This window comes from Pseudomonas sp. SDO5591_S426 (assembly GCF_054070755.1).
The window spans coordinates 1-25353 of sequence record NZ_JBSVXD010000083.1 but is presented as its reverse complement, the minus strand read 5'-3'; the positions used below and the strand labels follow the sequence as shown (position 1 = coordinate 25353).

19 protein-coding genes are annotated in these 25353 nt (G+C 61.4%); 18 read left to right on the top strand and 1 reads right to left on the bottom strand.

Going from position 1 to position 25353, the window contains the following annotated elements; translation table 11 throughout:
* Positions 1-82 precede the first annotated feature (82 nt).
* Positions 83-2038, bottom strand: coding sequence for an oxidoreductase (locus tag ACW9JC_RS17160; RefSeq protein ID WP_457456309.1), 1956 nt, complete (start codon positions 2036-2038; stop codon positions 83-85).
* 315 nt (positions 2039-2353) lie between these two features.
* On the opposite strand from ACW9JC_RS17160, the gene ACW9JC_RS17155 reads away from it, so the two are divergent.
* The 18 genes from ACW9JC_RS17155 (at position 2354) to ACW9JC_RS17070 (ending at position 25334) form a co-directional block, all read left to right on the top strand.
* Entirely contained in the window at positions 2354-3403 is a 1050-nt protein-coding gene (locus ACW9JC_RS17155) for an ABC transporter substrate-binding protein (RefSeq protein ID WP_448107992.1), read from the top strand.
* 77 nt (positions 3404-3480) lie between these two features.
* On the top strand, positions 3481-4272 hold the full coding sequence (locus ACW9JC_RS17150; protein ID WP_457456307.1) for a class II aldolase/adducin family protein: 792 nt from the start codon (positions 3481-3483) through the stop codon (positions 4270-4272).
* Between the two features lie 235 nt (positions 4273-4507).
* Positions 4508-5155 (top strand): TetR family transcriptional regulator C-terminal domain-containing protein, encoded by a 648-nt coding sequence (locus tag ACW9JC_RS17145; protein ID WP_416130391.1) that lies wholly within the window; start codon positions 4508-4510, stop codon positions 5153-5155.
* Between the two features lie 92 nt (positions 5156-5247).
* The gene (locus ACW9JC_RS17140; RefSeq protein WP_338581022.1) at positions 5248-5964 is read left to right on the top strand and encodes a response regulator; all 717 of its coding nucleotides are present in this window, start codon (positions 5248-5250) and stop codon (positions 5962-5964) included.
* Between the two features lie 26 nt (positions 5965-5990).
* Positions 5991-6740: a substrate-binding periplasmic protein gene (locus ACW9JC_RS17135; RefSeq protein WP_457456311.1), complete on the top strand. Its 750-nt coding sequence runs from the start codon at positions 5991-5993 to the stop codon at positions 6738-6740.
* Positions 6737-8998 (top strand): ATP-binding protein, encoded by a 2262-nt coding sequence (locus ACW9JC_RS17130; RefSeq protein WP_457456305.1) that lies wholly within the window; start codon positions 6737-6739, stop codon positions 8996-8998. Before ACW9JC_RS17135 ends, ACW9JC_RS17130 begins: the two co-directional genes overlap by 4 nt.
* Before the next feature lie 209 nt (positions 8999-9207).
* Positions 9208-10620 carry an amino acid permease gene (locus ACW9JC_RS17125; RefSeq protein ID WP_457456303.1) on the top strand — a complete coding sequence of 471 codons (1413 nt, stop codon included), beginning with the start codon at positions 9208-9210 and terminating at the stop codon, positions 10618-10620.
* Positions 10621-10952: 332 nt separating this feature from the next.
* Positions 10953-11744: an enoyl-CoA hydratase/isomerase family protein gene (locus ACW9JC_RS17120; protein ID WP_457456300.1), complete on the top strand. Its 792-nt coding sequence runs from the start codon at positions 10953-10955 to the stop codon at positions 11742-11744.
* 42 nt (positions 11745-11786) lie between these two features.
* Positions 11787-12947, top strand: coding sequence for an acyl-CoA dehydrogenase family protein (locus tag ACW9JC_RS17115; RefSeq protein WP_457456298.1), 1161 nt, complete (start codon positions 11787-11789; stop codon positions 12945-12947).
* Between the two features lie 18 nt (positions 12948-12965).
* Complete coding sequence (locus ACW9JC_RS17110) at positions 12966-15065, top strand: acetate--CoA ligase family protein (protein WP_457456296.1); 2100 nt, start codon at positions 12966-12968, stop codon at positions 15063-15065.
* Between the two features lie 10 nt (positions 15066-15075).
* The gene (locus tag ACW9JC_RS17105; RefSeq protein ID WP_457456294.1) at positions 15076-16683 is read left to right on the top strand and encodes a 5-guanidino-2-oxopentanoate decarboxylase; all 1608 of its coding nucleotides are present in this window, start codon (positions 15076-15078) and stop codon (positions 16681-16683) included.
* Between the two features lie 24 nt (positions 16684-16707).
* Positions 16708-17898 (top strand): pyridoxal phosphate-dependent aminotransferase, encoded by a 1191-nt coding sequence (locus tag ACW9JC_RS17100; protein ID WP_457456292.1) that lies wholly within the window; start codon positions 16708-16710, stop codon positions 17896-17898.
* Complete coding sequence (locus tag ACW9JC_RS17095; RefSeq protein WP_457456290.1) at positions 17891-19306, top strand: aldehyde dehydrogenase family protein; 1416 nt, start codon at positions 17891-17893, stop codon at positions 19304-19306. Before ACW9JC_RS17100 ends, ACW9JC_RS17095 begins: the two co-directional genes overlap by 8 nt.
* Before the next feature lie 98 nt (positions 19307-19404).
* The gene (locus tag ACW9JC_RS17090) at positions 19405-21006 is read left to right on the top strand and encodes an ABC transporter substrate-binding protein (RefSeq protein WP_457456288.1); all 1602 of its coding nucleotides are present in this window, start codon (positions 19405-19407) and stop codon (positions 21004-21006) included.
* A gap of 168 nt (positions 21007-21174) precedes the next feature.
* Entirely contained in the window at positions 21175-22134 is a 960-nt protein-coding gene (locus ACW9JC_RS17085; RefSeq protein ID WP_457456286.1) for an ABC transporter permease, read from the top strand.
* A 3-nt stretch (positions 22135-22137) separates the two neighbouring features.
* Positions 22138-22965, top strand: a complete 828-nt coding sequence (locus ACW9JC_RS17080) for an ABC transporter permease (RefSeq protein ID WP_338581010.1) — start codon at positions 22138-22140, stop codon at positions 22963-22965.
* 2 nt (positions 22966-22967) lie between these two features.
* Positions 22968-24614 carry an ABC transporter ATP-binding protein gene (locus ACW9JC_RS17075; protein WP_457456283.1) on the top strand — a complete coding sequence of 549 codons (1647 nt, stop codon included), beginning with the start codon at positions 22968-22970 and terminating at the stop codon, positions 24612-24614.
* Positions 24615-24623: 9 nt separating this feature from the next.
* A complete protein-coding gene (locus ACW9JC_RS17070; protein ID WP_457456281.1) occupies positions 24624-25334 on the top strand; it encodes an NAD(P)H-dependent oxidoreductase in 711 nt (236 codons plus the stop codon).
* The last annotated feature ends 19 nt before the right edge of the window (positions 25335-25353 follow it).

Sequence of the window (25353 nt, the reverse complement as noted above, 5' to 3'; positions counted from 1 at the left end):
AACAAGATCAAAAGATCGCAGCCTGCGGCAGCTCCTACAGAGAGTGATCATTTGAATTTAAAGCCCCGGAGTATAAACAGCCTCAGAGCTCCCACGCGACTTTCAAGCCTTCATAAATCGCTTCTTCAGCCGTACGCGGCGCCAGGCAGTCGCCGATGCGGCGGAATTCCACCAGACCTTGCAACTCGGCGCCCAGCGTATCCACTGGCTGATGGCCCTGACACAACACCAGCGTATCGATGTTTTCCATCAGCATCGGCTCACCGCTGGCGGTGTGTTGCAGGTATACCGTGTTGTCGTCGCAACCGTACAGGCGTGCGTATGGCGTGATGGGGATCCCGAGTTTGTGCAACTCGCCGGCCAGTTGATCGCGCACGTACAGCGGCAGGTTTTCCCCGCAATGGGTGCCGTTGACCGCCAATTGAACCTGATGCCCGGCGCGGGTCAGGCGCTCGGCGATGCCCGGGCCGATCCAGTCGCAGCGCCAGTCGACCACCACCACGGAGCGGCCGATCTGCACCTCGTCACGCAACACCTGCCAGGCGTCGACCACCTGCAATTCGCCACCGCGTTCGAATGTCGGCCAGTACGGTTCGGCGCCGGTGGCGATGATCACCATGTCCGGTTTTTCCTGTTCCACCAAGGCACGGTCGACGCGGGTATTGCGCACCACGCGCACACCGGCCAATTCCATCTCCCGTTGCAGATTGGTGCTGGCGCCGCCGAACTCGCTGCGCCGTGGCAGCAATTGCGCGAGCAACACCTGACCACCGAGCTGCGAACTGGCTTCGTACAGCGTCACCTCATGCCCGCGCTGGGCGGCGACGGCGGCCGCTTTCATTCCGCCGGGGCCACCGCCGGCAATCATGATGCGTTTGCGATGTTTGGTCGGTTGGCGTTCACCGAAAATCAGCTCGCGACCGGTTTCCGGGTGCTGGATGCAGGAAATCGGCAGGCCTTTGTGGAAGTGGCCGATGCACGCCTGATTGCAGGCAATGCAGGCGCGCACATCTTCGGCGTGGCCGGTGTCGGTCTTGTTGGGCATTTGCGGGTCGCAGATCAGCGCACGGGTCATGCCGCACACATCGGCTTGCCCACGGGCCAGAATCAGCTCGGCTTCCTGGGGCTGGTTGATGCGCCCGGTGACGAACAATGGAATGTCCAGACTCGCCTTGAACGTCCCGGCTTCCTTGGCCAGGTACGCTGCCTCGATCGCCATCGGCGGCACGATGTGCACCGCGCCGCCCAACGAGGCCGAAGTGCCGGCGACGATGTGCACGTAATCGAGTTGTGCTTGCAGCGATTGCACGGCGGCCAGGGATTCGTCTTCGGTCAGACCTTCGGGGTCGCGTTCATCGGCGGAGATGCGCAGGCCGATGATGAACTGCTCGTCGGTCGCCGCACGCACGGCGGCGATCACTTCGCGCAGGAAACGCAGGCGCTGTTCCAGCTCACCGTTATAGCCATCGGTGCGGCGGTTGACCCGTGGATTGATGAATTGCGCCGGCAGATATCCGTGGCTGGCTACCACTTCGACGCCATCGATGCCAGCCTGATGCAAGCGCCGGGCGGCAGCGGCATAACCGGCGACTATCTCGTCGATCATCGCCTGATCCAGCGCACGCGGCATCACCCGAAACCGTTCGTTGGGCACATTCGATGCCGAATAAGCCACGGCCAGCAGACCATCGCTGGACTCCATGATTTCCCGTCCCGGATGGAACACCTGCGACAGCACCACGGTGCCATGGGCATGGCAGGTTTGCGCCAGTTTGCGATAACCCTCGATGCATTCATCGTCGGTGGCCATCAGCACATGGGAGGTGTATCGCGCGCTGTCATGCACCCCGGCCACTTGCAGCACGATCAGCCCGACACCGCCTTCGGCACGCGCCCGGTGGTAGGCAATCAGTTGTTCGTTAACCAGATTGTCAGTGGGCATCGATGTGTCGTGACCGCTGGACATAATGCGGTTTTTCAGGCGCTTGCCACGGATCTGCAAGGGTTCGAACAGGTGCGCGAAGGCGGGTGTCGGCATGGTGCGATTACTCCAGGCAGTCTGCTCTTTGTAGGAGCGAGCTTGCTCGCGATGAACTTGAGGGCGACGCGTTCATCCAGACAACACGCGTCATCGTTAACGTCCATCGCGAGCAGGCTCGCTCCTACAGAGGCATCAGGTTTTCGGTTGTTATTATTGCGCTATAGAAATTTACCTGTAGTAAAAAATCAACTTGTTTTTTTACTGCGGCTTGCAGTAATTTCGTTTCGAGCCCGCTCCTGGGGCGAACCTCACAACAATAAAAAAGGGCTGCACCGGTCTTTGTCCGGGTGGCACCTGCAAGAGGAACCACTGATGAAATCGCAAACGCTCAAGCACGGTTTTTATCCTTTGGTGTTGACCCTGGCGATGGGGCTGGGCAGCGCTCAAGCCGCATCGGACATGGTGGTGGTCGGTTACGGCGGCGCGGGACAAAAAGCCCAGGACGTGGCGTTCTTCCAGCCTTTCGCCGCAGTGGATCAAAGCAAAGTGATCCAGAGCGAATACAACGGCGAAATGGCCAAGATCAAAGTGATGGTCGACACCGGCAACGTCGATTGGGACGTGGTGCAGATCGAAGGCCCGGACCTGATGCGTGGCTGCGAGGAAGGGATGTACGAGCGGCTCGACTGGACGCGCCTGGGCCACGCTGACCAGTTGATCCCCGACGCGGCACAGGAATGCGGTTCCGCTGCGCTGGTGTGGAGCGTGGCGATTGCCTACGACACCGACAAACTGGCCCAGGCACCCACGTCGTGGGCAGATTTCTGGGACGTCAAGAAAACCCCCGGCAAGCGCGGGCTGCGCAAGCGTGCGGTGTACAACCTGGAATTCGCCTTGCTGGCAGACGGGGTAAAAGTCGAGGACGTGTACAAGGTGCTTGGCACCCCGCAGGGCGTGGACCGCGCGTTTGCCAAATTGACTGAACTCAAGCCGTATATCCAGTGGTGGGAGGCGGGCGCACAACCGCCGCAATGGCTGACCGCCGGTGACGTGGTGATGACGTCGACCTACAGCGGTCGCATCGCCGACGCGGCGCAAAAAGGCAGCCACCTCGGGCTGGTCTGGCCGGGCAGCCTGTATGGAATGGACTATTGGGCAATCATCAAGGGCTCCAAGCATGTCGATCAGGCCCAGCGTTTCATTGCCTTCGCCAACCAGCCGGATGCGCAGGTCAAATACGTCGAGCAGATTCCCTACGGCCCGACCAACACCCAGGCCGCCGCGCGACTGGATGACAAACTGGCGCAATGGGTGCCGACGGCGCCGCAAAATCTCAAGGGCGCATTGTCGATGAACGTCGGTTTCTGGGTCGACCATGGTGAAGAACTGGAAGAGCGCTTCAACGCCTGGGCCAGCAAATAAATAGCGATGGTGGCTGGACGTGTCGAAGCGCCCAGTCTTACTGTCTGTTCAACCGAACAGCCTGGAGAGCCCGAACAATGAACAAAATTGCCACTGCGCTGACCGCCCCCGAGCGCAGCGCCACCGAACAGCGTCTGCGTGAAGAACTGGCGGCCTGTTATCGCTTGATTGCACATTTCCGCATGACCGACCTGATCTTCACCCACATCTCGGTGCGCATTCCGGGGCCGGAACATCACTTCTTGATCAACCCCTACGGGCTGATGTTCGATGAGATTACCGCGTCGAATCTGGTGAAAATCGACCTCGATGGCCATGCCGTCGAGCCTTCGCCGTACCCGGTGAACCCGGCCGGTTTCGTGATTCACAGCGCCATTCACGGCGCCCGAGAAGACGCGCAATGTGTGCTGCACACCCACACCAAGTCCGGTTGCGCGGTGGCGGCGTTGAAGTGCGGGTTGCTGCCGGTGAACCAGATTTCCATGGAGTTTTACGGCCGGGTCGCTTATCACGACTACGAAGGTGTGGCGCTGGACATGAGCGAGCAGCAGAGACTGGTGCAGGACCTTGGCGACAAATCGGTGCTGATGTTGCGCAACCATGGTTTGTTGACCGTCGGCGAGACCGTGAGCCAGGCGTTTTTGCGTATGTATTACCTGGAAAAGGCCTGTGAAATTCAGTTGGCTGCGCAGGCGGCGGGGGAGATCGTTCTGCCACCGGCTGAGGTTTGTGCGCATACCGAGCGGCAGTTCAATGATCCGGGGCGGCCGCTGGATGAAGGCGAGTTGAGCGATCCGGATGCGATGCAACTGGCTTGGGCGGCGTTGTTGCGGTTGTTGGATCGGGTGGCTCCGGGGTATCGGGATTGATCCGGATTCTAGATAGACTGTGATGGCCAAATCGCTGGCAAGCCAGCTCCCACAGGGTGTGTGGTTGTACACAAAATCCCCGAGCAACCGAAATCCTGTGGGAGCGGGCTTGCCCGCGATGCAGGCGACGCGGTTTACCAGACTGACTGGAGATTTTGCCTGCTCTTGCTGTACAGTCGTTCAGCTCGTCGCTTGCCAGCGCGGGCCCTAATGATTGAATCCAGGAGCAGTCGCCATGAATCAGGAAGCCCGTTTTTCCCGCATGGAACCGGAGTTGCGCAAGGCCAATCTGATCGAGGCAACGCTGGTGTGCCTCAAGCGTCATGGTTTCCAGGGCGCTTCGATTCGCAAGATTTCCGCCGAGGCGGGCGTTTCGGTGGGGCTGATCAGCCATCACTATTCCGGCAAGGATGAGTTGGTGGCCGAGGCTTACATGGCGATCACTGGACGCGTCATGACGCTGTTGCGCGACGCCATGGAGCAAGCCGCACCCAACGCCCGCGAGCGTTTGTCGGCGTTTTTCCGTGGTTCGTTTTCCGCCGAATTGCTCGACCCGCAACTGATCGACGCCTGGCTGGCGTTCTGGGGCGCGGTGAAAACCGCCGAGGCGATCAACCAGGCTCACGATCATTCCTATGGCGAGTACCGCGCCATCCTGCGCAAGGTGTTGATGGAACTGGCGCAGGAAGAGGGCTGGGAAAACTTCGACGCCGATCTCGCCGCGATCAGCCTCAGCGCCTTGCTCGATGGCCTCTGGCTGGAGTTGGGCCTGAACCCTGGCACTTTCACCCCGGAGCAGGGCATGCAGATCTGTGAAGCCTGGGTCGACGGTTTGCAGGCTGGTGGCCGGCAGCGCTTTTGTGGGCAGACGAGTAGCTGTTGATCACCTGTTCAACAGTGGCTACTCTCTGGCGCTGAAGCAACAAAACACTCTAATAAGAAATACGCCTTCGGGCCTGTGCGGGACACCCAGCAATGACTCCTCGGGTACTGATCGTCGACGACGATCCGCTGATTCGCGAACTGTTGCATGCCTACCTGTCCCAGGAAGGCTACGACGTTCATTGCGCCGCCACGGCGGAGCTGGCCGAGGCCTTTCTGGCCAGCCAGGCCGTTGACCTGGTCATGCTCGATATCCGCTTGCCGGGCAAGGATGGCCTTACCCTGACCCGCGAACTGCGGGTGCGTTCGGAAGTCGGGATCATCCTGATCACCGGGCGCAACGATGAAATCGACCGCATCGTCGGCCTCGAATGCGGCGCCGATGACTACGTGATCAAACCGCTCAATCCGCGTGAACTGGTGTCGCGGGCGAAAAACCTGATTCGCCGGGTTCGTCATGCGCAAACTCCACAACCGGTCGCGGCTGTTTCCAAACCCGTCAAACAGTTTGCCGATTGGGCGCTGGACACTGACCGTCGACGCCTGATCGATCCTTCAGGCAGCGAAACCCTGCTGACCCACGGCGAATTCCAGTTGCTCAGCGTGTTCCTGCGCAACAGCGGCCACACCCTCAGCCGCGACCAGTTGATGGACCAGATCCGCAACCGCGAATGGGTGCCCAACGACCGCTCCATCGACGTGCTGGTGGGCCGTTTGCGCCGCAAGTTGCACGACGACCCGGCCGAACCGCAACTGATCATCACCATCCACGGCGCCGGTTACCTGTTCACTGCCAGCCTGGCGGCGTGATTGCCTTGAGGCGATTGCTCTTGTTGATGTTGGTGTTGGCGGGCACTGCGCAGGCGGCGGAAAAAGTTCGTTATTGCGACTACCCGGTGTATCCGCCGATTTCCTGGAGCGACGGCAAACAGGTTCGTGGTCTGGCGCCGAGCGTGGTGAAAAAACTGTTCGGCCAACTCGGCTACGAAGTCGAGATCGTGGTGCTGGGCAACTGGAAGCGTTGCCTGCTTGACGCCGCCGAGGGCCGGGTCGACGTGGTACTTGCCTACAGCACTTCGCAGCGGGAACAGAGCATGCTGTTTTCCTCGGTGCCGGTGTTGCGCGAAGAGGTGGCGTTGTTCGTCAATCGCCAGCATCCGGTGAAGTTCGAGAGGCTGGAAGATCTGTCCCGTTACCGTGGCGGCCTGCTGTTCGGTGAAAGTTATGGCGTGGAATTCGATCGCATGGTCGCGCAAAACAACAACATCGAATGGGTCTCCGACAGCCGCCAGAACTTCGGCAAGCTGATTCGCGGGCGCATCGATTTCATCACCCAGGAGCGCCGCACCGGCGAGCTCTACGTGCAGAACCTGCCCGGTGCCCAAGACATCGTGGCCTTGCCCAAGGCCCTGAGCGTGGATTACTTGCGGGTCGCGGTTTCCCGTCGTTCGCCGCTGGCCGTGCTCATGCCGCAGATCAACGAGCAATTGCAGCGCATGGTCGATGCCGGTGACATCGAACGCCTGCTCAATGAAAGCGAAGTGACTTACCGCGACATGATCAACCTGCCGGCGAACGCGCAATGATCCGCGCCCGACCCGGTGGACTGTTGCGACGGCTGTTGCTGTTCATTCTGTTGTTCAGCCTGTGCTTCACCGTACTCGCCAGCAGCGTGCAGCTGTACATCGAATACCGCCGGGAAATGCGCGATATCGACGCGCGCATGGAGCTGATCCGCGCCGGCTACCTGGCGAGCCTGGAACGCAGCCTGTGGGATTTGAACCAGGAGCAGTTGAACGTGCAATTGCGCGGTCTGGTGGATTTTTCCGATGTGGCGCGGGTACACCTGAGCAGCCCCGATTTCGATTTGCTGCACGGCAATCCTGAACCGATCGGCCCACTGCGTATCGAGCGATTTGCCCTGGATTATCAACCGCCATCCGGCCCGTTGCGTCACCTCGGCGAACTGGAAGTCAGCACCGATCTGGGCGCGGTGTATCAGCGTCTGTATGCCACCGGTTTGACCAGCCTGTTGTGGATGGCAGTATTTCTCTGTGGCCTGGCGGTGGCGCTGTCGGGGTTGTTTTACCGATTGGTGACCCGACACCTGAAAGTCATGGCTGAATTTGCCCGGCGTATTGCTGCCGGTGATTGGCACGAGCCGCTGCGTCTCGACAAGCAGCGCAGCGCACAAAAAGACGAGATCGACACCGTGGCCTACGCCCTGGACGACATGCGCCGGGCGATCCTCAATGACATCGATCGCCGCGAAAGCGATCGCCTGGCTTTGCAGGACAACCGTGATGAATTGCTGAAAATGGTCGAGCGGCGCACCGCCAGCCTGATGCGCGCCAAGGACGAAGCGGAAGCGGCCAACCTCGCCAAGTCGCGTTTTTTGGCGACCATGAGTCACGAGCTACGCACGCCACTCAACGGCATCCTCGGCATGGCCGAGTTACTGCGCGGCGCGAGCCTGGATCAGCAGGACAGCAAACGGCTGGATGCCTTGCACAAGGCGGGCGAGGGTTTGCTGACCATCCTCAATGAAGTGCTGTTTTTCGCCAAACTGGAGGAGGGCGTGAGCCTGCCCGAGCCGGTGGACTTCTCGATTCGTCAGTTGCTCGACGAAGTGCTGACCCTGCTGGAACCCAAGGCGCTGAACAACGACACGATCCTGCATTGCCGGGTCGATCAGCGGGTGGCCGAACATCACCACGGTGCCGAGCAATTCTTGCGACAAGTCTTGAGTAACCTGTTGGCCAACGCCATCAAGTTCACTGAGGGCGGCGAGGTCAGTGTCGAAGTGGCGCTGCTCACGGAGCCCGAAGGGGTTAGCGGCGATCGCCTGCGGGTGAGCGTCACCGACAACGGCATCGGCATTGCGCCGCAGATGCAGGCGAAGATTTTCGAGCGCTTCACCCAGGCCAGCGAGGAAGTGGCGCAGCGCTTTGGCGGTACCGGGTTGGGCCTGGCGATTTGCAAACACCTGGTGGAGCAAATGGGCGGCAGCATTGGAGTTACCAGTGAAGTCGCGCAGGGCAGTTGTTTCTGGTTCGAGCTGACGTTGCAGCCTGCTGCCGGTGTGACGGCGCAGGTGCCGATGGCGGTTGCCGGGCCGGCATTGAAGGTGCTGGTGGTCGAAGACGTGGCGCTCAATCGTGAAGTGGTCAAGGGCCTGCTGCAACGGGATGGCCATCAGGTGTGGCTGGCCGAGGAGGGCGAACAGGCGTTGGTGCAGTGCGCCGCGCAAACATTCGATCTGATTCTGCTGGATGTACATCTGCCGGGCATGAGCGGTGTGCAATTGTGCAAACAGATCCGCAGCCTCGACGGGCCGAACCGCACGGCACGCATTTTCGCCCTGACCGCCAGTGTGCAGCCGGCGCTAGTACGCGGTTATCTGGATACCGGTATGGATGGCGTGCTGTCCAAGCCACTGAAGCTGGACAATCTGCGCAAGGTGCTGAACGGGCAATTGATAACGCCAAAACCGGTGCAGGATGACGTCGCCATCGACTGGCCGCTGCTGCAAACCCACCGCAATCTGCTCGGCGAGCAGAAGGTGCAAGGGTTGCTGGCGGTGCTGCGCGATTCGATCGTCCAGCATCGCGAGGCATTGAGCGAAGCCATTGAAGCCGACGACTTCACTGAAATCGCGCACCTGGCCCACCGTTTGGCGGGAAGCTGCGACTCACTGGGCTTTCGTGCCTTGGCTGGCGTGCTGAGATCGGTGGAAGAAGCCGCGCTGATTAACGATCAATCGGCCATTGAGCAGTTGGCGCCTACGGTTCATGAGCACTGCAAGCACGCGCTACAGACGCTGGAACACCTGTTGCAGAGCTGACGTACAAGTTTGTTACGACTTTTCACAACTTCGATCTTTACGTTCAACTCGACCTTACATGGCTTTCCAATAATCGACGCAACCGCCGCAGCGCGGTCTTCGAAGCTTATTGGAGATAATAATAATGAATTGCCGTAAAGCTGATCCTTCCCCGCGCCGTGACGTCCTGTCATGCGCTGTCTGCCTCATCAACTGTTGAGGTGCCGGACATGAGTGAAAACATCGATCGCAAAGGCATCCAGCTCACCCGCGCCCTGAAGAGCCGGCACATTTTCATGCTGTCGCTGGGCGGCGTGATCGGTACCGGGCTGTTCATGGGCTCCGGTGTGATCATCAATCAGGGCGGTCCGGTGGGCGCGATTCTGGCGTACCTGGTCGCCGGATTCCTGATGTACCTGGTGATGGTCTGCCTCGGTGAACTGTCGGTGCAGATGCCGGTATCCGGCTCGTTCCAGACCCACGCCACCCAATACATCGGGCCAGCCACCGGTTTCATGATCGGCTGGGTCTACTGGATGAGCTGGGCGACCACCGTCGGCCTGGAGTTCACCGCTGCCGGCATGCTGATGACCCGCTGGTTTCCGGAGGTGCCGATCTGGTATTGGTCGGCGCTGTTCGTGGTGGTGCTGTTCGGCATCAATGCCATGGCGACCCGTGCGTTCGGTGAAGCGGAGTACTGGTTTTCCGGGATCAAGGTCGCGGCGATTCTTGGTTTTATCGTGGTTGGCGTGCTGGTGATCTTCGGCGCGATACCGCTGAGCAGCGGAGCGCCCGCGCCAATGGCGACCAACCTGATTGGCGATTCGTTGTTTCCCAACGGTTTGTCCGCCGTGTTCGCGGTGATGATGACCGTGGTCTACGCCTTCCAGGGTTGCGAGATCATGGGCGTGGCTGCCGGTGAAACCGATCAGCCGGAAAAGAGCATTCCCCGTGCCGTGCGCAACGTGGTATTCCGCGTGCTGATCTTCTACGTGCTGGCGATCATCGTGCTGTCGGCCATCGTGCCGTGGCAGCAGGCGGGGCTGATGGAAAGTCCGTTCGTGCAGGTGTTCGACATGGTTGGCATTCCGTACGCCGCTGACCTGATGAACTTCGTGATCCTCACAGCGATCCTGTCGGTGGGCAACTCCGGGCTGTACGCGTCGACGCGCATTCTGTGGGCGATGTCGAAAACCGGTATGGCGCCGAAAAGCCTGTCGCCGCTGAGCAAGCGCGGCGTGCCGCTGCGAGCGTTGAGCATCACCCTGTGCTTTGCGTTGGTGTCGTTGATGACCAGTTTTGTCGCGGCGGACACCTTGTTCATGGTGCTGATGGCGGTGAGCGGCATGTCCGGCACCGTGACCTGGATCGTCATCGCGCTGGCCCAGTACAAGTTCCGCAAGGCCTGGCTGCGTGACGGCAACAAACTCAGCGACCTGAAATACCGCGCGCCGTGGTTCCCGGTGTTGCCGCTGATGTGCATCACGCTGTGCTGTTCGCTGTTCGTGTTCCTTGCACTGGATGAAACCCAGCGGCCATCGCTGTATTGGGGCTTCGGGTTTATTGCGCTGTGTTATGGCGCGTACTTCCTGGTTCATCGCAAGCGTCAGGGCGTGTTGGCGCCGAGCTTGCCTACCACGTAATTCCTTCAATCCAGCACATCCCCTGTGGGAGCCAGCCTGCTGGCGATAGCGGTGTATCAGTCAACAGAGATGTTGAATGTGATGCCGTCATCGCCAGCAGGCTGGCTCCCACAGTTGTTTTTGTGGTGCCTGTGGGTAGTTGTTCGAAGTTGTAACAGTGTCAGCCGCCCGAACCCGATCTTTCTAGAAAAATCCTTTAAATACAACTGGATAGCTGATTTTTACAGCTGTTACAGCTTATTTCATCGCCGATTGCCGCCTTACTGAACACTCGTTTAGTATGACCTCAAGTCGCATCACCTCAGACCAATCACAATAATTCGAGGATTCGCATGACTACTCATGATTCGTTGCTCAGTCAGGTCGAAGCAGGCGTTGCCTGGATCACGCTCAATCGCACCGCCCAGCGCAATGCGCTGGACATCCCGACGCTGAAAAACCTGCATGCCTTGCTCGATACCTTCAATTCCGATCCTGCCGTGCGCGTCGTCGTGTTGACCGGCAGCGGTCGCAGCTTCTGTGCCGGCGCCGACCTCGATGAGTGGGCCGACGCCGAAGCCCGGGGCGCGCTGGAAACCTACGGCTGGACCGAAACCGCCCACGCCCTGATGACCCGCCTGCACAGCCTGGAAAAACCGACCATCGCCGCCATCAACGGCACCGCCGTCGGCGCCGGGATGGATCTGACCCTGTGCTGCGACCTGCGCATCGCCGGGCAGTCGGCGCGCTTCAAGGCCGGTTACACCAGCATGGCGTACTCGCCGGACGCCGGTGCCAGTTGGCACCTACCGCGCCTGATCGGCAGCGAGCAAGCCAAGCGCCTGTTGTTCCTCGACGAACTGTGGGGCGCTGACCGTGCGTTGGCTGCCGGGCTGGTCGGCGAAGTCTGCGCCGATGAGCAACTGCTGACCGTCGCCAACGAACTCGCCACGCGCCTCGCCGCCGGGCCGACCTTTGCCTTCGCCCAGACCAAAAAGCTCATGCGTGAAGGTGCCGAGCGCAGCCTGCCCGAACAACTGCAAGCGGAACTGGCTGCCGGCCTGCTCTGCGGTCGCAGCGAAGACGGCAGCGAAGCCCTGCGCGCGGCCATGGAAAAACGCCCGGCACGCTTTATTGGCCGCTAAGCCTCGCACCCCTCTATCAGCACACGAACAACAGGTAGCAGCATGAATTTCCAACTGACCCAAGAACAAGAAATGTTGGTGGACTCGGTACGCAGCTTCGTCGAAAAGGAACTGCTGCCTTACGAAACCGAGGTCGATCGCGCCGATGAGGTTTCCCCGGAACTGGCAGCGCAGATACGCGGCAAGGCGATTGCCGCCGGTTTCTATGCCTTCAACATGCCGGAAGAAGTCGGCGGTGGCGGTCTCGACTATCTGTCCCAGGCGCTGATCGAGCGTGAGCTGTCCAAAGTGTCCTGGGCGCTGCACGTGTTCGTCGCACGGCCGTCAAAGATCCTCATGGCCTGCACCGGTGACCAGATCAACGACTACCTGTTGCCATGCATTCAGGGCGAGAAAATCGACTGCTTCGCGCTGACCGAACCAGGCGCCGGTTCCGATGCCAACGCGATCCAGACCCGCGCCGTGCGTGAGGGCGATGATTTCGTCCTCAACGGCAGCAAACATTTCATCAGCCACGCCGGCCACGCCGATTTCGCCATCGTCTTCGCCGTGACCGACACCTACGAACAAAACGGCAAAAAGCGCAACGCCGTGACCTCGTTCCTGGTCGACCGCAACACCCCTGGCATGACCATCCGCCGTGGCCCGAAGTGCGTGAGCAACCGTGGTTATCACACCTTCGAAATGTTCTTCGACGACTGCCGTGTACCGGCCAGCAAAGTGCTGGGCGAAGTCGGCAAGGGCTGGGAAGTGGCCAACGCCTGGCTGACCGCCGGGCGCGTGATGGTCGCGGCCAACTGCGTCGGTCAGGCTCAGCGCGCACTCGACGTATCCCTGCAATGGGCGGCGGACCGCAAGCAATTCGGCCAGGCCATCGGCAACTTCCAGGGTGTGTCGTTCAAGCTGGCCGACATGGCCACGCAAATCCGTGCCGCTGAACTGCTGACCCTGCACACCGCGTGGAAAATGGATCAGGGCACCATGACTGATGGCGAGGCCGGCATGGCCAAGCTGTTCGCCAGCGAAGTGCTGGGTCGCGCTGCCGATGAGGCGGTGCAGATCTTCGGTGGCATGGGCCTGATGGATGAAAGTCCGGTGGAGCGTATCTGGCGTAACGCGCGGATCGAGCGAGTCTGGGAAGGCACCTCGGAAATCCAGCGCCACATCATTTCCCGCGAATTGCTGCGGCCACTGTTGCGCTGATCCGTCCGGAGAATGTCCATGTCTCAATCCATTCGCGACAACCTCAAGCGCATGCTTGCGCCGCAACACGTGGCGTTTGTCGGCGGCCGCAGCATGGCGCGCGCGCTCAAGCGCTGCGCCGAGGGCGGCTACCAAGGGCAAATGTGGCTGGTCAATCCGCAGCACGACAGCCTTGAAGGCGTGCCGTGCGTGCGCAGCATTGCTGAATTGCCGTGTGGCCCTGATGCAGTCTTCATTGCCACCAATCGCGATCTGACACTGAGCTGCGTCGCCGAACTGGCCGCCATCGGCGCAGGCGGGGCGATCTGCTACGCCTCGGGTTTCGCCGAGACCGGCGCTGAAGGCCAGGCCCTGCAACAAAAATTGATCGAAGTGGCAGGCGACATGGCCTTGCTCGGCCCCAACTGCTACGGCTTGCTCGACTACCTGCACAGCTCCGCGCTGTGGCCGGTGGCCCATGGCGGCAAAGCGGTGGAGAAGGGCGTGGCGGTGCTGACCCAGAGCGGCAACTTCGCCTACAACCTGTCGATGAGCGACCGCTCGCTGCCGGTGGCCTACATGGCCTCGGTCGGCAATCAGGCGCAACTGGGCGTGGCCGAATTGCTGGACGTGCTGCTCGATGAGCCGCGCGTTACTGCCATCGGCCTGCACCTTGAAGGCCTGAAAAACGTACCGGGTTTTGCCCGCGCCGCGCACAAGGCATTGGAGAAGGGCATCCCGATCATCGCGCTGAAAACCGGCGTCTCTCAGATCGGTGCCGAACTGGCCCTGAGCCACACCAGTTCCCTGTCCGGTTCCGATGCGCTGTACGACGCACTGTTCGATCGCCTCGGGGTGATCCGCGTCAGTGGCCCGGTGAGTTTTGTCGAAACCCTGAAAGCCGCCGCGTGCGGCAACCTGCCGGCGGGCAACAGCCTGATCGCACTGGCCTGTTCCGGTGGCGATGCCGGGCTGATCGCCGACTATTCCGAGCGCAACGACCTGGGCTTGCCGAAACTCGATGACGGCCAGGTTGGCGAACTGGCGCAGGTGCTGCCGACCTACGCCAACCTGGTAAACCCGCTGGATTTCACCACGGCGATCTGGGGCGATGGCGATGCCTTGAACACCATGCTCGACAGCGCCCTGCACACGCCAGCCGACGCAGCGATGCTGGTACTCGACTACCCGGCGGAATTCACCGGCGAGCGCAAGGAATGCGACCTGCTGCTGGACTTGTTCTGCAAAGCGCTGGTGCGTCACGGCAAGACCGGTTTTGTCACCTCGGCGTTCCCTGAGTTGTTGCCGGCTCATGCCCGCGAACGTCTGCACGCCCAAGGCGTGGCGGCGTTGCAAGGTGTCGAGGATGGTTTGGCTGCATGGGGCCGCATTGCCGGTTATCAGCGCAATCGTCAGGCGTTGCTGGATCTGGGCGAATCGGCCTTGGTGCCGCTGTGCCCGCAAGCGCTTGAAGGCGACGGCCAGTTGCTCAATGAATGGGATTCCAAACAGGCGTTAAAAGCCTTCGGCCTACCGATTCCAAACGGCGTATTGAGCACTCCGCAGAAAGCCCTGAAGGATGCCGAGTCACTGGGTTATCCGCTGGTACTCAAAGCCGTCAGCGCGCAACTGCCCCACAAGACCGAAGCCGGAGCCGTGGCACTGAATCTCAAGGATGGCGCAGCGTTAAGCGCGGCACTGGAAAAAATGAACACGAGCATCGCGGCTTATGCGCCGGGCGTTCCGTTCGATCAACTGCTGCTGGAACCGATGGCCAAGCCACCGCTGGCCGAACTGATCGTCGGCATCAAGCGCGAAAACGATTTCGGCCTGGCGCTGGTGATTGGCGCTGGCGGGATTCTGGTGGAGTTGCTCAAGGACAGTCGCAGCCTGTTGCTGCCGACCACAGACGGCGCGATCCGCAATGCTTTGTTGAGCCTGCGCAGCGCGGCATTGCTGCAAGGGTTTCGCGGTCGCGAAACGGCGGATCTCGATGCGTTAGTCACGGCGATCCGTGCCGTGGCCGATTACGCCTGCGAGAACGCCGGTCAATTGCTCGAACTCGATGTGAACCCATTGTTGGTCGGTGCCGATGGCACGACTGCGGTCGATGCGTTGATTCGCCTCGGCCATGCGTGAGGATCTGAACATGCAAAGCAAAACCTTGACCGGTGGCCAGGCGCTGGTGCGCCTGCTGGCCAACTACGGTGTCGATACGGTGTTCGGCATTCCCGGCGTGCACACCCTGGAGCTGTATCGCGGCTTGCCCGGCAGCGGCATCCGCCACGTCCTGACGCGTCACGAACAGGGCGCCAGTTTCATGGCCGACGGCTATGCGCGAGTCAGTGGCAAACCCGGCGTGTGCTTCATCATCACCGGCCCCGGCGTGACCAATGCCGCCACCGGCATCGGCCAGGCTTACGCCGACTCGATTCCGATGCTGGTGATTTCCAGCGTCAACCACACCGCCAGCCTCGGCAAGGGTTGGGGCATCCTGCACGAGTGTCAGGATCAACGCGCGATGACCGCGCCGATCACCGCGTTCTCGGCCGTGGCCCTGACCGCCGAAGACTTGCCGGAACTGATCGCCCGTGCCTACGCGGTGTTCGACAGCGAGCGTCCGCGCCCGGTGCACATTTCGGTGCCGCTGGATGTGTTGGCGGCCCCGATTGCCCGCGACTGGAGCAACGACGTGGTGCGTCGTCCGGGACGTGGTCCTGCATCCGCCACGGCGCTCGATGAAGCGGTGGCCAAACTCAACAGCGCAAAACGGCCGATGATCATCGCCGGTGGGGGTGCGTTGAATGCTGTTTCGCAGCTGCAAGAAATCAGCAACCGTTTGGCCGCGCCGCTGTTCACCAGCGTCGCCGGCAAAGGCTTGCTGCCACCGGACGCTCCACTGAATGCCGGTTCATCGCTGTGCGTGGAGCCGGGCTGGAACCTTATTGCCGAAGCCGACGTGGTGCTGGCAGTCGGCACGGAAATGGCCGACACCGATTACTGGCGTGAACGCCTGCCGCTCAATGCTGAACTGCTGCGGGTGGACATCGATCCGCGCAAGTTCAACGACTTCTATCCATGCGCCGTGGCGTTGCACGGCGATGCGCAACAGACCCTCAGCGGCTTGCTGGAACGTCTGCCGTCGGACGTACGCGACGCCGGCGCAGCCGTTGCCTCGGTGGCCGCACTGCGTGAAGCGGTCAAGGCCGGCCATGGCCCGTTGCAGTCGATTCATCAATCGATTCTCGAGCGTATCGCTGCGGAGCTGCCGGAAAACGCTTTCATCAGCACCGACATGACGCAACTGGCCTACACCGGCAACTACGCCTTCGACAGTCAGGCAATCCGCAGCTGGTTGCACCCGACCGGCTACGGCACCTTGGGCTACGGCTTGCCGGCTGGCATCGGCGCCAAATTCGGTGCGCCGCAACGCCCGGGCCTGGTGTTGGTGGGCGACGGCGGTTTCCTCTACACCGCGCAGGAACTGGCGACGGCGGTCGAGGAACTGGACAGCCCGCTGGTGGTGCTGCTGTGGAACAACGATGCCCTGGGGCAGATCCGCGACGACATGCTTGGCCTGGACATCGAACCGATCGGCGTATTGCCGCGCAACCCGGATTTCGCCGCCCTTGGCCGTGCGTTCGGTTGCACCGTGACCCAGCCGCAAAGCCTGGCCGAATTGCAAACCGACCTGCGCCACGGCTTCAAGCGCAACGGCGTGACGCTGATCGAACTCAAGCATGCCTGTGCGCATTGACGTGTATTTCAAGGGGATGAAGCCATGCGCTTTTCCGATCTGACTCAACGTATTGCCGGTGATGGCGCCGCCGCGTGGGACATTCACTACCGCGCTTTGGCACTGCGCGAACAGGGCGAAGACATTCTGTTGCTGTCCGTGGGCGATCCGGATTTCGACACGCCGGTACCCATCGTGCAAGGCGCCATCGACAGTCTGCTGAACGGCAACACCCATTACGCCGAAGTGCGCGGCAAGCGTGCCTTGCGCGAAGCCATCGCCAAGCGTTACCGCCAGCGCAGTGGTCAAACCGTCTCGGCGGATCAGGTCACGGTGCTGGCCGGGGCGCAATGCGCGCTGTTCAGCGTCGCGCAATGCGTACTCAATCCGGGCGATGAAGTGATCGTCGCCGAACCGATGTACGTCACCTATGAAGCAGTGTTCGGCGCTTGCGGCGCCGTAGTCGTGCCAGTGCCGGTGCGTTCGGAAAACGGCTTCCGCGTATTGCCGGAAGACGTGGCGACACGCATCACCCCGCGTACCCGGGCGCTGGCCTTGAACAGCCCGCACAACCCGTCTGGCGCAAGCCTGCCGCGCAGCACTTGGGAGGCATTGGCCGAACTGTGTATCGGTCACGATCTGTGGCTGATTTCCGATGAGGTCTACAGCGAATTGCTATTCGAAGGTGAACACGTTAGCCCGGCGAGCCTGCCGGGCATGGCCGAACGCACCGCGACGCTCAACAGCCTGTCGAAATCCCACGCCATGACCGGTTGGCGCGTCGGCTGGGTGGTGGCGCCGCCATCGCTGGCCGCGCACCTGGAAAACCTCGCGTTGTGCATGCTTTACGGTTCGCCGGATTTCATCCAGGACGCTGCGGTCATTGCGCTGGAAAGCAACCTGCCAGAGCTGGAAGCCATGCGCGAAGCCTATCGCCAGCGCCGCGATCTGGTCTGCGACAGCCTTGCCGATTGCCCCGGTGTGCGGGCGTTGAAGCCCGATGGCGGGATGTTCGTGATGGTCGACATCCGCGAAACCGGGCTCAGCGCCCAGGCGTTTGCCGACCGCTTGCTCGATCGCCACGGCGTTTCGGTATTGGCCGGTGAAGCTTTCGGTCCAAGCGCCGCCGGGCACATTCGCCTCGGCCTGGTGGTCGGCGCCGCTCCGCTGCGTGATGCCTGTCAGCGCATCGCCCGTTGTGCCCACGAATTAATGGAGGCTCAGGTACATGCTTAACCACAAGGCACTGTTTATTGATGGACGCTGGCAAACCCCGTCGGGGCAGGGCATCGCCGAGGTGATAAACCCGGCCACCGAGGAAGTGGCCGGCAGCGTTCCGCTTGGCGATGAACGCGACGTTGACAACGCTGTGGCGGCCGCACGCAAAGCGTTTGAATCATGGTCGCGTACGCCTTCCAGCGTGCGCGCCGGTTATATCCGTGCACTCGCCGAACAACTGCGGACTCGCGCCGATGAAATGGCCGCGGTGATCACCGCTGAACTGGGGATGCCGGTGCAGTGGTGTCGCTCGGTGCAGGTTGACGGGCCGATCGAAGGCCTTGAGCAATACGTCGAACTGGCGCACCTGATGGACGAAGTGCGCGAGGTCGGCAATTCGCTGGTGATTCGCGAAGCGGTCGGCGTCTGTGCCTTCATCAACCCGTGGAATTACCCGTTGCACCAGTTGATCGGCAAACTCGCGCCCGCACTGGCCGCTGGTTGTACGGTGGTGGTCAAGCCGAGCCAGGAAACCCCGCTGCACGCGTTTTTGCTGGCGCAGATGATCGAAGCCATCGGCCTGCCGGCCGGGGTGTTCAACCTGGTCAGCGGCCCGGGTTCAAAAGTCGGCGAAGCGTTGGCCAAGCATCCGGACGTGGACATGGTGTCGTTCACCGGCTCTACCGGCGCCGGTGTTCGCGTCGCACAAGCGGCAGCGCCTTCGGTGAAACGGGTGTGCCTGGAACTGGGCGGCAAGTCGCCGCTGTTGATTGCTGAAGACGCGGATCTGGCGGCCGCTGTGCGTTACGGCGTGCAGGACGTGATGATTAACTCCGGCCAGACCTGCACCGCGTTGACCCGCATGCTGCTGCCGGCCAGTCGTTATGCCGAAGCCGTGGAATTGGCACTCGCGGAAACCCTGAGCCTGCGCATGGGCGATCCACTCGACCCGCAAAGTTTTCTCGGCCCGATGTGCTCGGCCGGGCAACGGCGCACCGTGCTCGACTACATCAAGGTCGGGCAACAGGAAGGCGCGCGATTGCTGTGCGGCGGTGACACGCCCTCTACGTTCGAACGCGGCTTTTATGTCAGCCCGACGCTGTTCGCCGATGTCGACAACCGCATGCGCATCGCCCAGGAAGAAATCTTCGGCCCGGTGCTGTGCCTGATTCCTTACGCCGATGAGGCGCAAGCGATCCAGATTGCCAATGACTCGCCGTTTGGTTTGTCCAGCGGCGTCTGGGCCGGTAGCGCCGAGCGCGCCTTGCAACTGGGCCGGCAAATGCGCGCCGGGCAGTGCTTTCTCAATGGTGCGGCGTTCAACTATCAGGCGCCGTTCGGTGGCTACAAACAGTCGGGCAATGGTCGGGAGTGGGGGGAAGAAGGGCTGAACGAATTCGTCGAAGTGAAGGCGATCCAGGTGTGACAGTTGGCGATTCAAACGTTGTACGCACCGGGCCTTGGCCCGGTGCTTTGCGTGGTTTTGAATTGGAATTCCATTAGCTTTTGATCAGGGGCAATGCAATGAGCGATAACAAAAACAAGATTACTCAAGCGAACCATGAATTCAGCTTTCCGCGCCGGGACTTTCTCAAGTACAGCGCGACTGCGGCGGCGGTAGCCGGGGCGTTCTCCATGGGCCTGCCGTTTGGTGCCTTCGCCGAAGAGGCCACGCCGAAACCGGGCGGTGTTTTGCGTTTGGGCCTGGCCGGTGGCAGCACCACGGACTCCAAGGATCCGGGTTCCTGGGCCGACACCTTCACCTTCGTCGGTTTCTCGGCGGTCTATAACACGCTCACCGAAATCGCCGTCGACGGCACCGCCATCCCTGAACTCGCAGAGAGCTGGACTTCGACCCCGGACGCCCGCGTCTGGACCTTCAAACTGCGCCAGGGCGTGACCTTCCACAGCGGCAAAACCCTGGACGCCGAAGATGTAGTGGCGTCGATCCAGCATCACCTCGGCGAGAAATCCACCTCGGCCGCCAAAACCGTGTTGGGCGACGTCGCCAAAGTCAGCGCCAATGGCAGCGACAGCGTGGTGTTCGAATTGAAGTCGGGCAACGCCGATTTCTCCTACGTGGTGGCCGACTATCACTTGGTGATCATGCCGAGCAAGGACGGCGTGCCCGACTGGAAGGCCGGCGTCGGCACTGGCGGTTATCGCCTCAAGGACTTCGAGCCGGGCGTGCGCATGACCCTGGAACGCAGCCCCGATTACTGGAAACCGGGGCGCGCGCACTTCGCCAGCGCCGAATTGATCGCCATCGCGGACGGCGCAGCGCGGGTCAACGCACTGGTCACCGGTCAAGTGGACGTGATCAACAAGGTCGACCTGAAAACCGTCGCGCTGCTCAAGCGCAATCCGAACCTGGTGATAGAAGAAACCAAAGGCGCTCAGCACTACACCTTCCCGATGCTCACCGACAGCCAAGTGTTCCAGAACAACGATGTGCGCCTGGCGATGAAGCACGCGATCAACCGCGAAACCTTGCTGGCTTCAGTGCTGCACGGTTATGGCCTGGTGGGCAACGACCATCCGATCCAGCCTGGCAGTCGCTTCATCAATACCGCGTTGGAACAGCGCACTTACGATCCGGACAAGTCGCGCTTTTACCTGAAAAAGGCCGGCCTGGATTCGCTCAAGGTGCGCCTGCAAGCCTCCGACGCCGCGTACACCGGCGCCGTCGACGCCTCGGTGCTGTTCAAGGAACAGGCGCGCGCGGCCGGGATCGACATCGACGTGGTGCGTGAACCCGCCGATGGTTTCTTCTCCAACGTCTGGATGAAACAACCATTCACTACGTCGTTCTGGTACTCCAGCCTGACCGCCGACCGCATGTTCAGCATCGGTTACGCCAAGGGTGCGGCGTGGAACGAAACCCACTGGGATAACGCGCGTTTCAATCAACTGCTCAACGCCGCCCGTGGCGAGATGAACGACCCGCTGCGCCGCGAGATGTACAACGAAATGCAGGCGCTGTGCCGCGATGACGGCGGGGCGATTGTGCCGTTGTTTGCCAGTTCGGTGGCGGCGCGTTCCAACAAGGTTGCCCATGGCGGACAGACCGCGCCTTACGGTGAGCTGGACGGGTTGCGGGTGATTGAGCGGTGGTGGCAGGCGTGAAACTTCGATCTATCAACCCATGAAGATCCCTGTGGGAGCGGGCTTGCCCGCGATGGCGCCGTAACAGTCGACTTAGTTGTTGGCTGACATACCGCTATCGCTGGCAAGCCAGCTCCCACAGTGGAATTTGCAATCTTCACCAGCGTGCCCAATTCAAGGAACCGCACGATGAGAAGTATTTTCAAGCTGTTAAGTCAGCGCTTGGCCTTGGGCCTGCTGTCATTGTTCGCCGTATCGGTGATTATCTTTCTCGCCGTCGGCCTGCTTCCGGGCGACATCGCCCAGGCCATGCTCGGCCAGTCCGCCACCCCGGAAACCGTGGCCGCCTACCGCGCGCAATTAGGCCTGGACCTGCCGCCGCTGACCCGTTTCGGTCACTGGATCTGGCAACTGCTGCACGGTGACCTCGGCGTGTCGCTGGCCAACCAGCGGCCCATCGCCGAACTGGTCGGCGCGCGTTTGGGCAACACCTTCAGCCTCGCATTGCTGGCGGCGCTGGTGTCGGTGCCATTGGCGTTGCTGCTGGGCATGCTCGCCGCGTTGTACCGCAATAGCTGGTTCGACCGCTTGCTCAACACCTCGGCCCTGAGCGCGGTGTCGTTCCCCGAGTTCTTCGTCGCCTACATCCTGATCCTGGTGTTCGCGGTGAAGCTCAACTGGTTCCCGAGCATTTCCAACCTCGCGCCGGACGCGTCCCTCGGCACGATACTGGACCGCTCGGTACTGCCGGTGGCAACCCTCAGCCTGGTGGTGATCGCGCAGATGATGCGCATGACTCGCGCATCCCTGATCAACCTGCTCGCCAGTCCTTACATCGAAATGGCCCGGCTCAAGGGCATCAGCCAGTCGCGGATCATCTTCCGCCATGCCTTGCCCAATGCGTTGGCGCCGATCGTCAACGTCGTCGCGTTGAACCTGGCGTACCTGGTGGTCGGCGTGGTGGTGGTCGAGGTGGTGTTTGTCTATCCGGGGCTCGGCCAGTTACTGGTGGACTCGGTGGCCAAGCGCGACATCCCGGTGGTGCAGGCGTGCAGCCTGATCTTTGCCGCGACGTACATCCTGCTCAACACCAGCGCCGATGTGCTGTCGATTGCCAGCAACCCACGCCTGATGCATCCGAAGGGGTAGTCCATGAATCTGATCAAACAACTAATGCGCGCGCCGCTGAGCGCGAAGTTCGGGCTGCTGGTGATCGTGCTGTACATCTTCGTGGCGCTATTTGCTCCGATTTTGGCGCCGTTTGGCGAAACCCAAGTGGTGGGCGAGGGCTTCGCGCCATGGGGCGGGCAGTTCCTGTTGGGCACCGATAACCTGGGGCGCGACATGTTCAGCCGTCTGGTCTACGGCGCGCGCAACACACTGGGCATTGCGTTCCTGACCACGGTGCTGGCGTTTCTGCTCGGTGGCTCGTGCGGCCTGATCGCGGCGATCAAGGGCGGTTGGGTCGATCAGGGTTTGTCGCGGGTGGTGGACATCCTGATGGCGATTCCGCAACTGATCTTCGCCTTGCTGATCCTCAGCGTGGTCGGCACCACCGCGACGTCGCTGGTGCTGGTGATTGCGCTGCTGGACGCGACCCGAGTGTTCCGCTTGTCCCGCGCCGTGGCGATGAACGTGGTGGTGCAGGACTTCGTCGAAGCCGCACGCCTGCGCGGTGAAGGCCTGTACTGGCTGGTGACCCGCGAAGTACTGCCGAACGCGGCCGCGCCGTTGATTGCCGAATTCGGCTTGCGCTTCTGCTTCGTGTTCCTGTTCATCAGTGCGCTGTCGTTCCTCGGCCTTGGTATTCAACCGCCGACCGCCGACTGGGGCAGCATGGTCCGCGACAACGCCGTACTGATCACCTTCGGCGACATCAGCCCGTTGCTGCCCGCCCTGGCCGTGGCCTTGATCACGGTCAGCGTCAACTTCGTCGTCGACTGGATGCTGCACAAATCCAGCGGCCTCAAGGAATGCTGAATATGACGACCACCAAACCTTTGCTGGAAATCCGCGACCTGCACATCGAAGGTCACTACGAAGACGCGTGGCATCCGCTGATCAAGGGTATCGACCTGACCCTGCAACGGGGCGAAGTGCTGGGGCTGATCGGCGAGTCCGGCGCAGGCAAGTCGACCCTCGGCCTGTCGGCCATGGGCTACACCCGCGACGGCTGTCGGATTACCGGTGGCTCGGTGCATTTCGACGGCATCGATCTGCTCAAGGCCAAACCCGAAGCCCTGCGCAAGTTGCGCGGTTTGCGTATCGCCTACGTGGCACAGAGTGCGGCGGCCTCGTTCAACCCGGCCCATCGGTTGATCGATCAACATGTAGAAACCGCCGTCAAGAACGGCGGCATGAGCCGCGAACAAGCCATGCGCGAGGCCGTGGAGCTGTATCGCGTGCTGCGCCTGCCCAACCCCGAAACCATCGGCCAACGCTATCCGCATCAGGTCTCCGGCGGCCAGTTGCAGCGCGTCATGACCGCGATGGCCATGGCCTGCCATCCGGACCTGATCATCTTCGACGAACCGACCACCGCGCTGGACGTCACCACGCAGATTGAAGTGCTGGCGGCGATTCGCGATGCGGTGAAGACCTACGGCAGCGCCGCGATCTACATCAGCCACGACCTGGCGGTGGTCGCGCAGATGGCCGACCGGATCATGGTGTTGCGCCACGGCAAACTGGTGGAGGAGGCCGAGACCCGCAAGATGCTCGGCGATCCGCAGGAGGACTACACCAAGTCGCTGTGGGCGGTGCGCAGTTTCCGCACTGAGCCCAAAACCTGCCCGCAGCAGGAAGAACCTTTGCTGGAGTTGCGCAACAGCTGCGCCAGCTACGGTCAGCAACCGGTGTTGCACGACGTTTCGTTGAAGCTCTATCGCGGCCAGACACTGGCGGTGATTGGTGAATCCGGCAGCGGCAAAAGCTCCACGGCGCGCTTGATCACTGGTTTGTTGCCACCGACTTACGGACAAGTGCTGTACGACGGCGAGCCACTGCCGGCGGACTTTCGCCAGCGCAGCAAGGAGCAACTGCGGCGCATCCAGATGATCTACCAGATCCCCGACACCGCGCTTAACCCACGCCAGCGCATCGTCGACATCATCGGCCGGCCGCTGACGTTCTACCTCGGCCTCAAGGGCAAGGCCATGCGCGCGCGGGTCGCCGAACTGCTGGAGATGATCGAACTCGACCCGACGACCTTCATGGAGCGTCAGCCTCGTGAATTGTCCGGCGGACAAAAGCAACGCATCTGCATTGCCCGCGCGCTGGCGGCCGACCCACAATTGATCATCTGCGACGAAGTCACTTCGGCCCTCGATCAACTGGTGGCTGAAGGCGTGCTCAAGCTGCTCAACCGCATTCAACAACAGCTCGGCGTCGCCTACCTGTTCATCACCCATGACGTCGCCACCGTGCGCGCGATTGCCGATGAAGTGCTGGTGATGCAACGGGGCAGGGTGGTCGACCACGGCTCGCGCAGCCAGATCTTCACGCCGCCGCATCAGGATTACACCGGACTGTTGTTCTCCTCCGAACCACAAATGGACCCGGACTGGCTCGACCAATTGCTGGCCAGCCGCGCGACCGCAAACTCATCCAATACGCTGGAAAAAGTCTAAGGAATCACCATGAAAGTATTGATCGTCCACGCCCACCCGGAACCAAAATCCTTCACCGCCGCCCTGCGTGACCAGGCGGTGGCTACCCTTGAAGCCCAAGGCCATGAAGTGCAAGTCAGCGACCTGTACAAAATGAACTGGAACCCGGTGGCCAGCGACGCGGACTTCTCGTCACGGGAAAACCCCGAGTACCTGGTCTATGCACTGGAACAACGTCTGGGCGTGAAAAGCCAATCGCTGGCTGCCGACATCCAGGCCGAACTCGACAAACTGCTGTGGGCCGACCTGCTGATCCTCAACTTCCCGATCTTCTGGTTCTCCACCCCGGCGATGCTCAAGGGCTGGATCGATCGGGTACTGGTGTCGGGGATTTGTTATGGCGGCAAGCGTTTTTACGATCAGGGTGGGTTGGCGGGCAAGAAGGCGTTGGTGACCGTGACCTTGGGCGGGCGCGAACACATGTTTGGCGAAGATGCGATCCATGGACCGTTGGAGGACATGTTGCGGCCGATTTTGCGTGGGACTTTGGCTTACGTTGGTTTTGATGTGCTGCAGCCGTTTGTGGCGTGGCATGTGCCGTATATCAGTGAAGAGGCGCGTCAGCAGTTTCTGGTTGATTATGGGCAGCGGCTGCAGCATCTGAGTGATGATCAGCCGTTGGTGTTTCCAAAACTGGCGCAGTTCGACGACAAGCTCTATCCACTGCCCACTAACGCCTGACCAACCCCACACCCCTGTA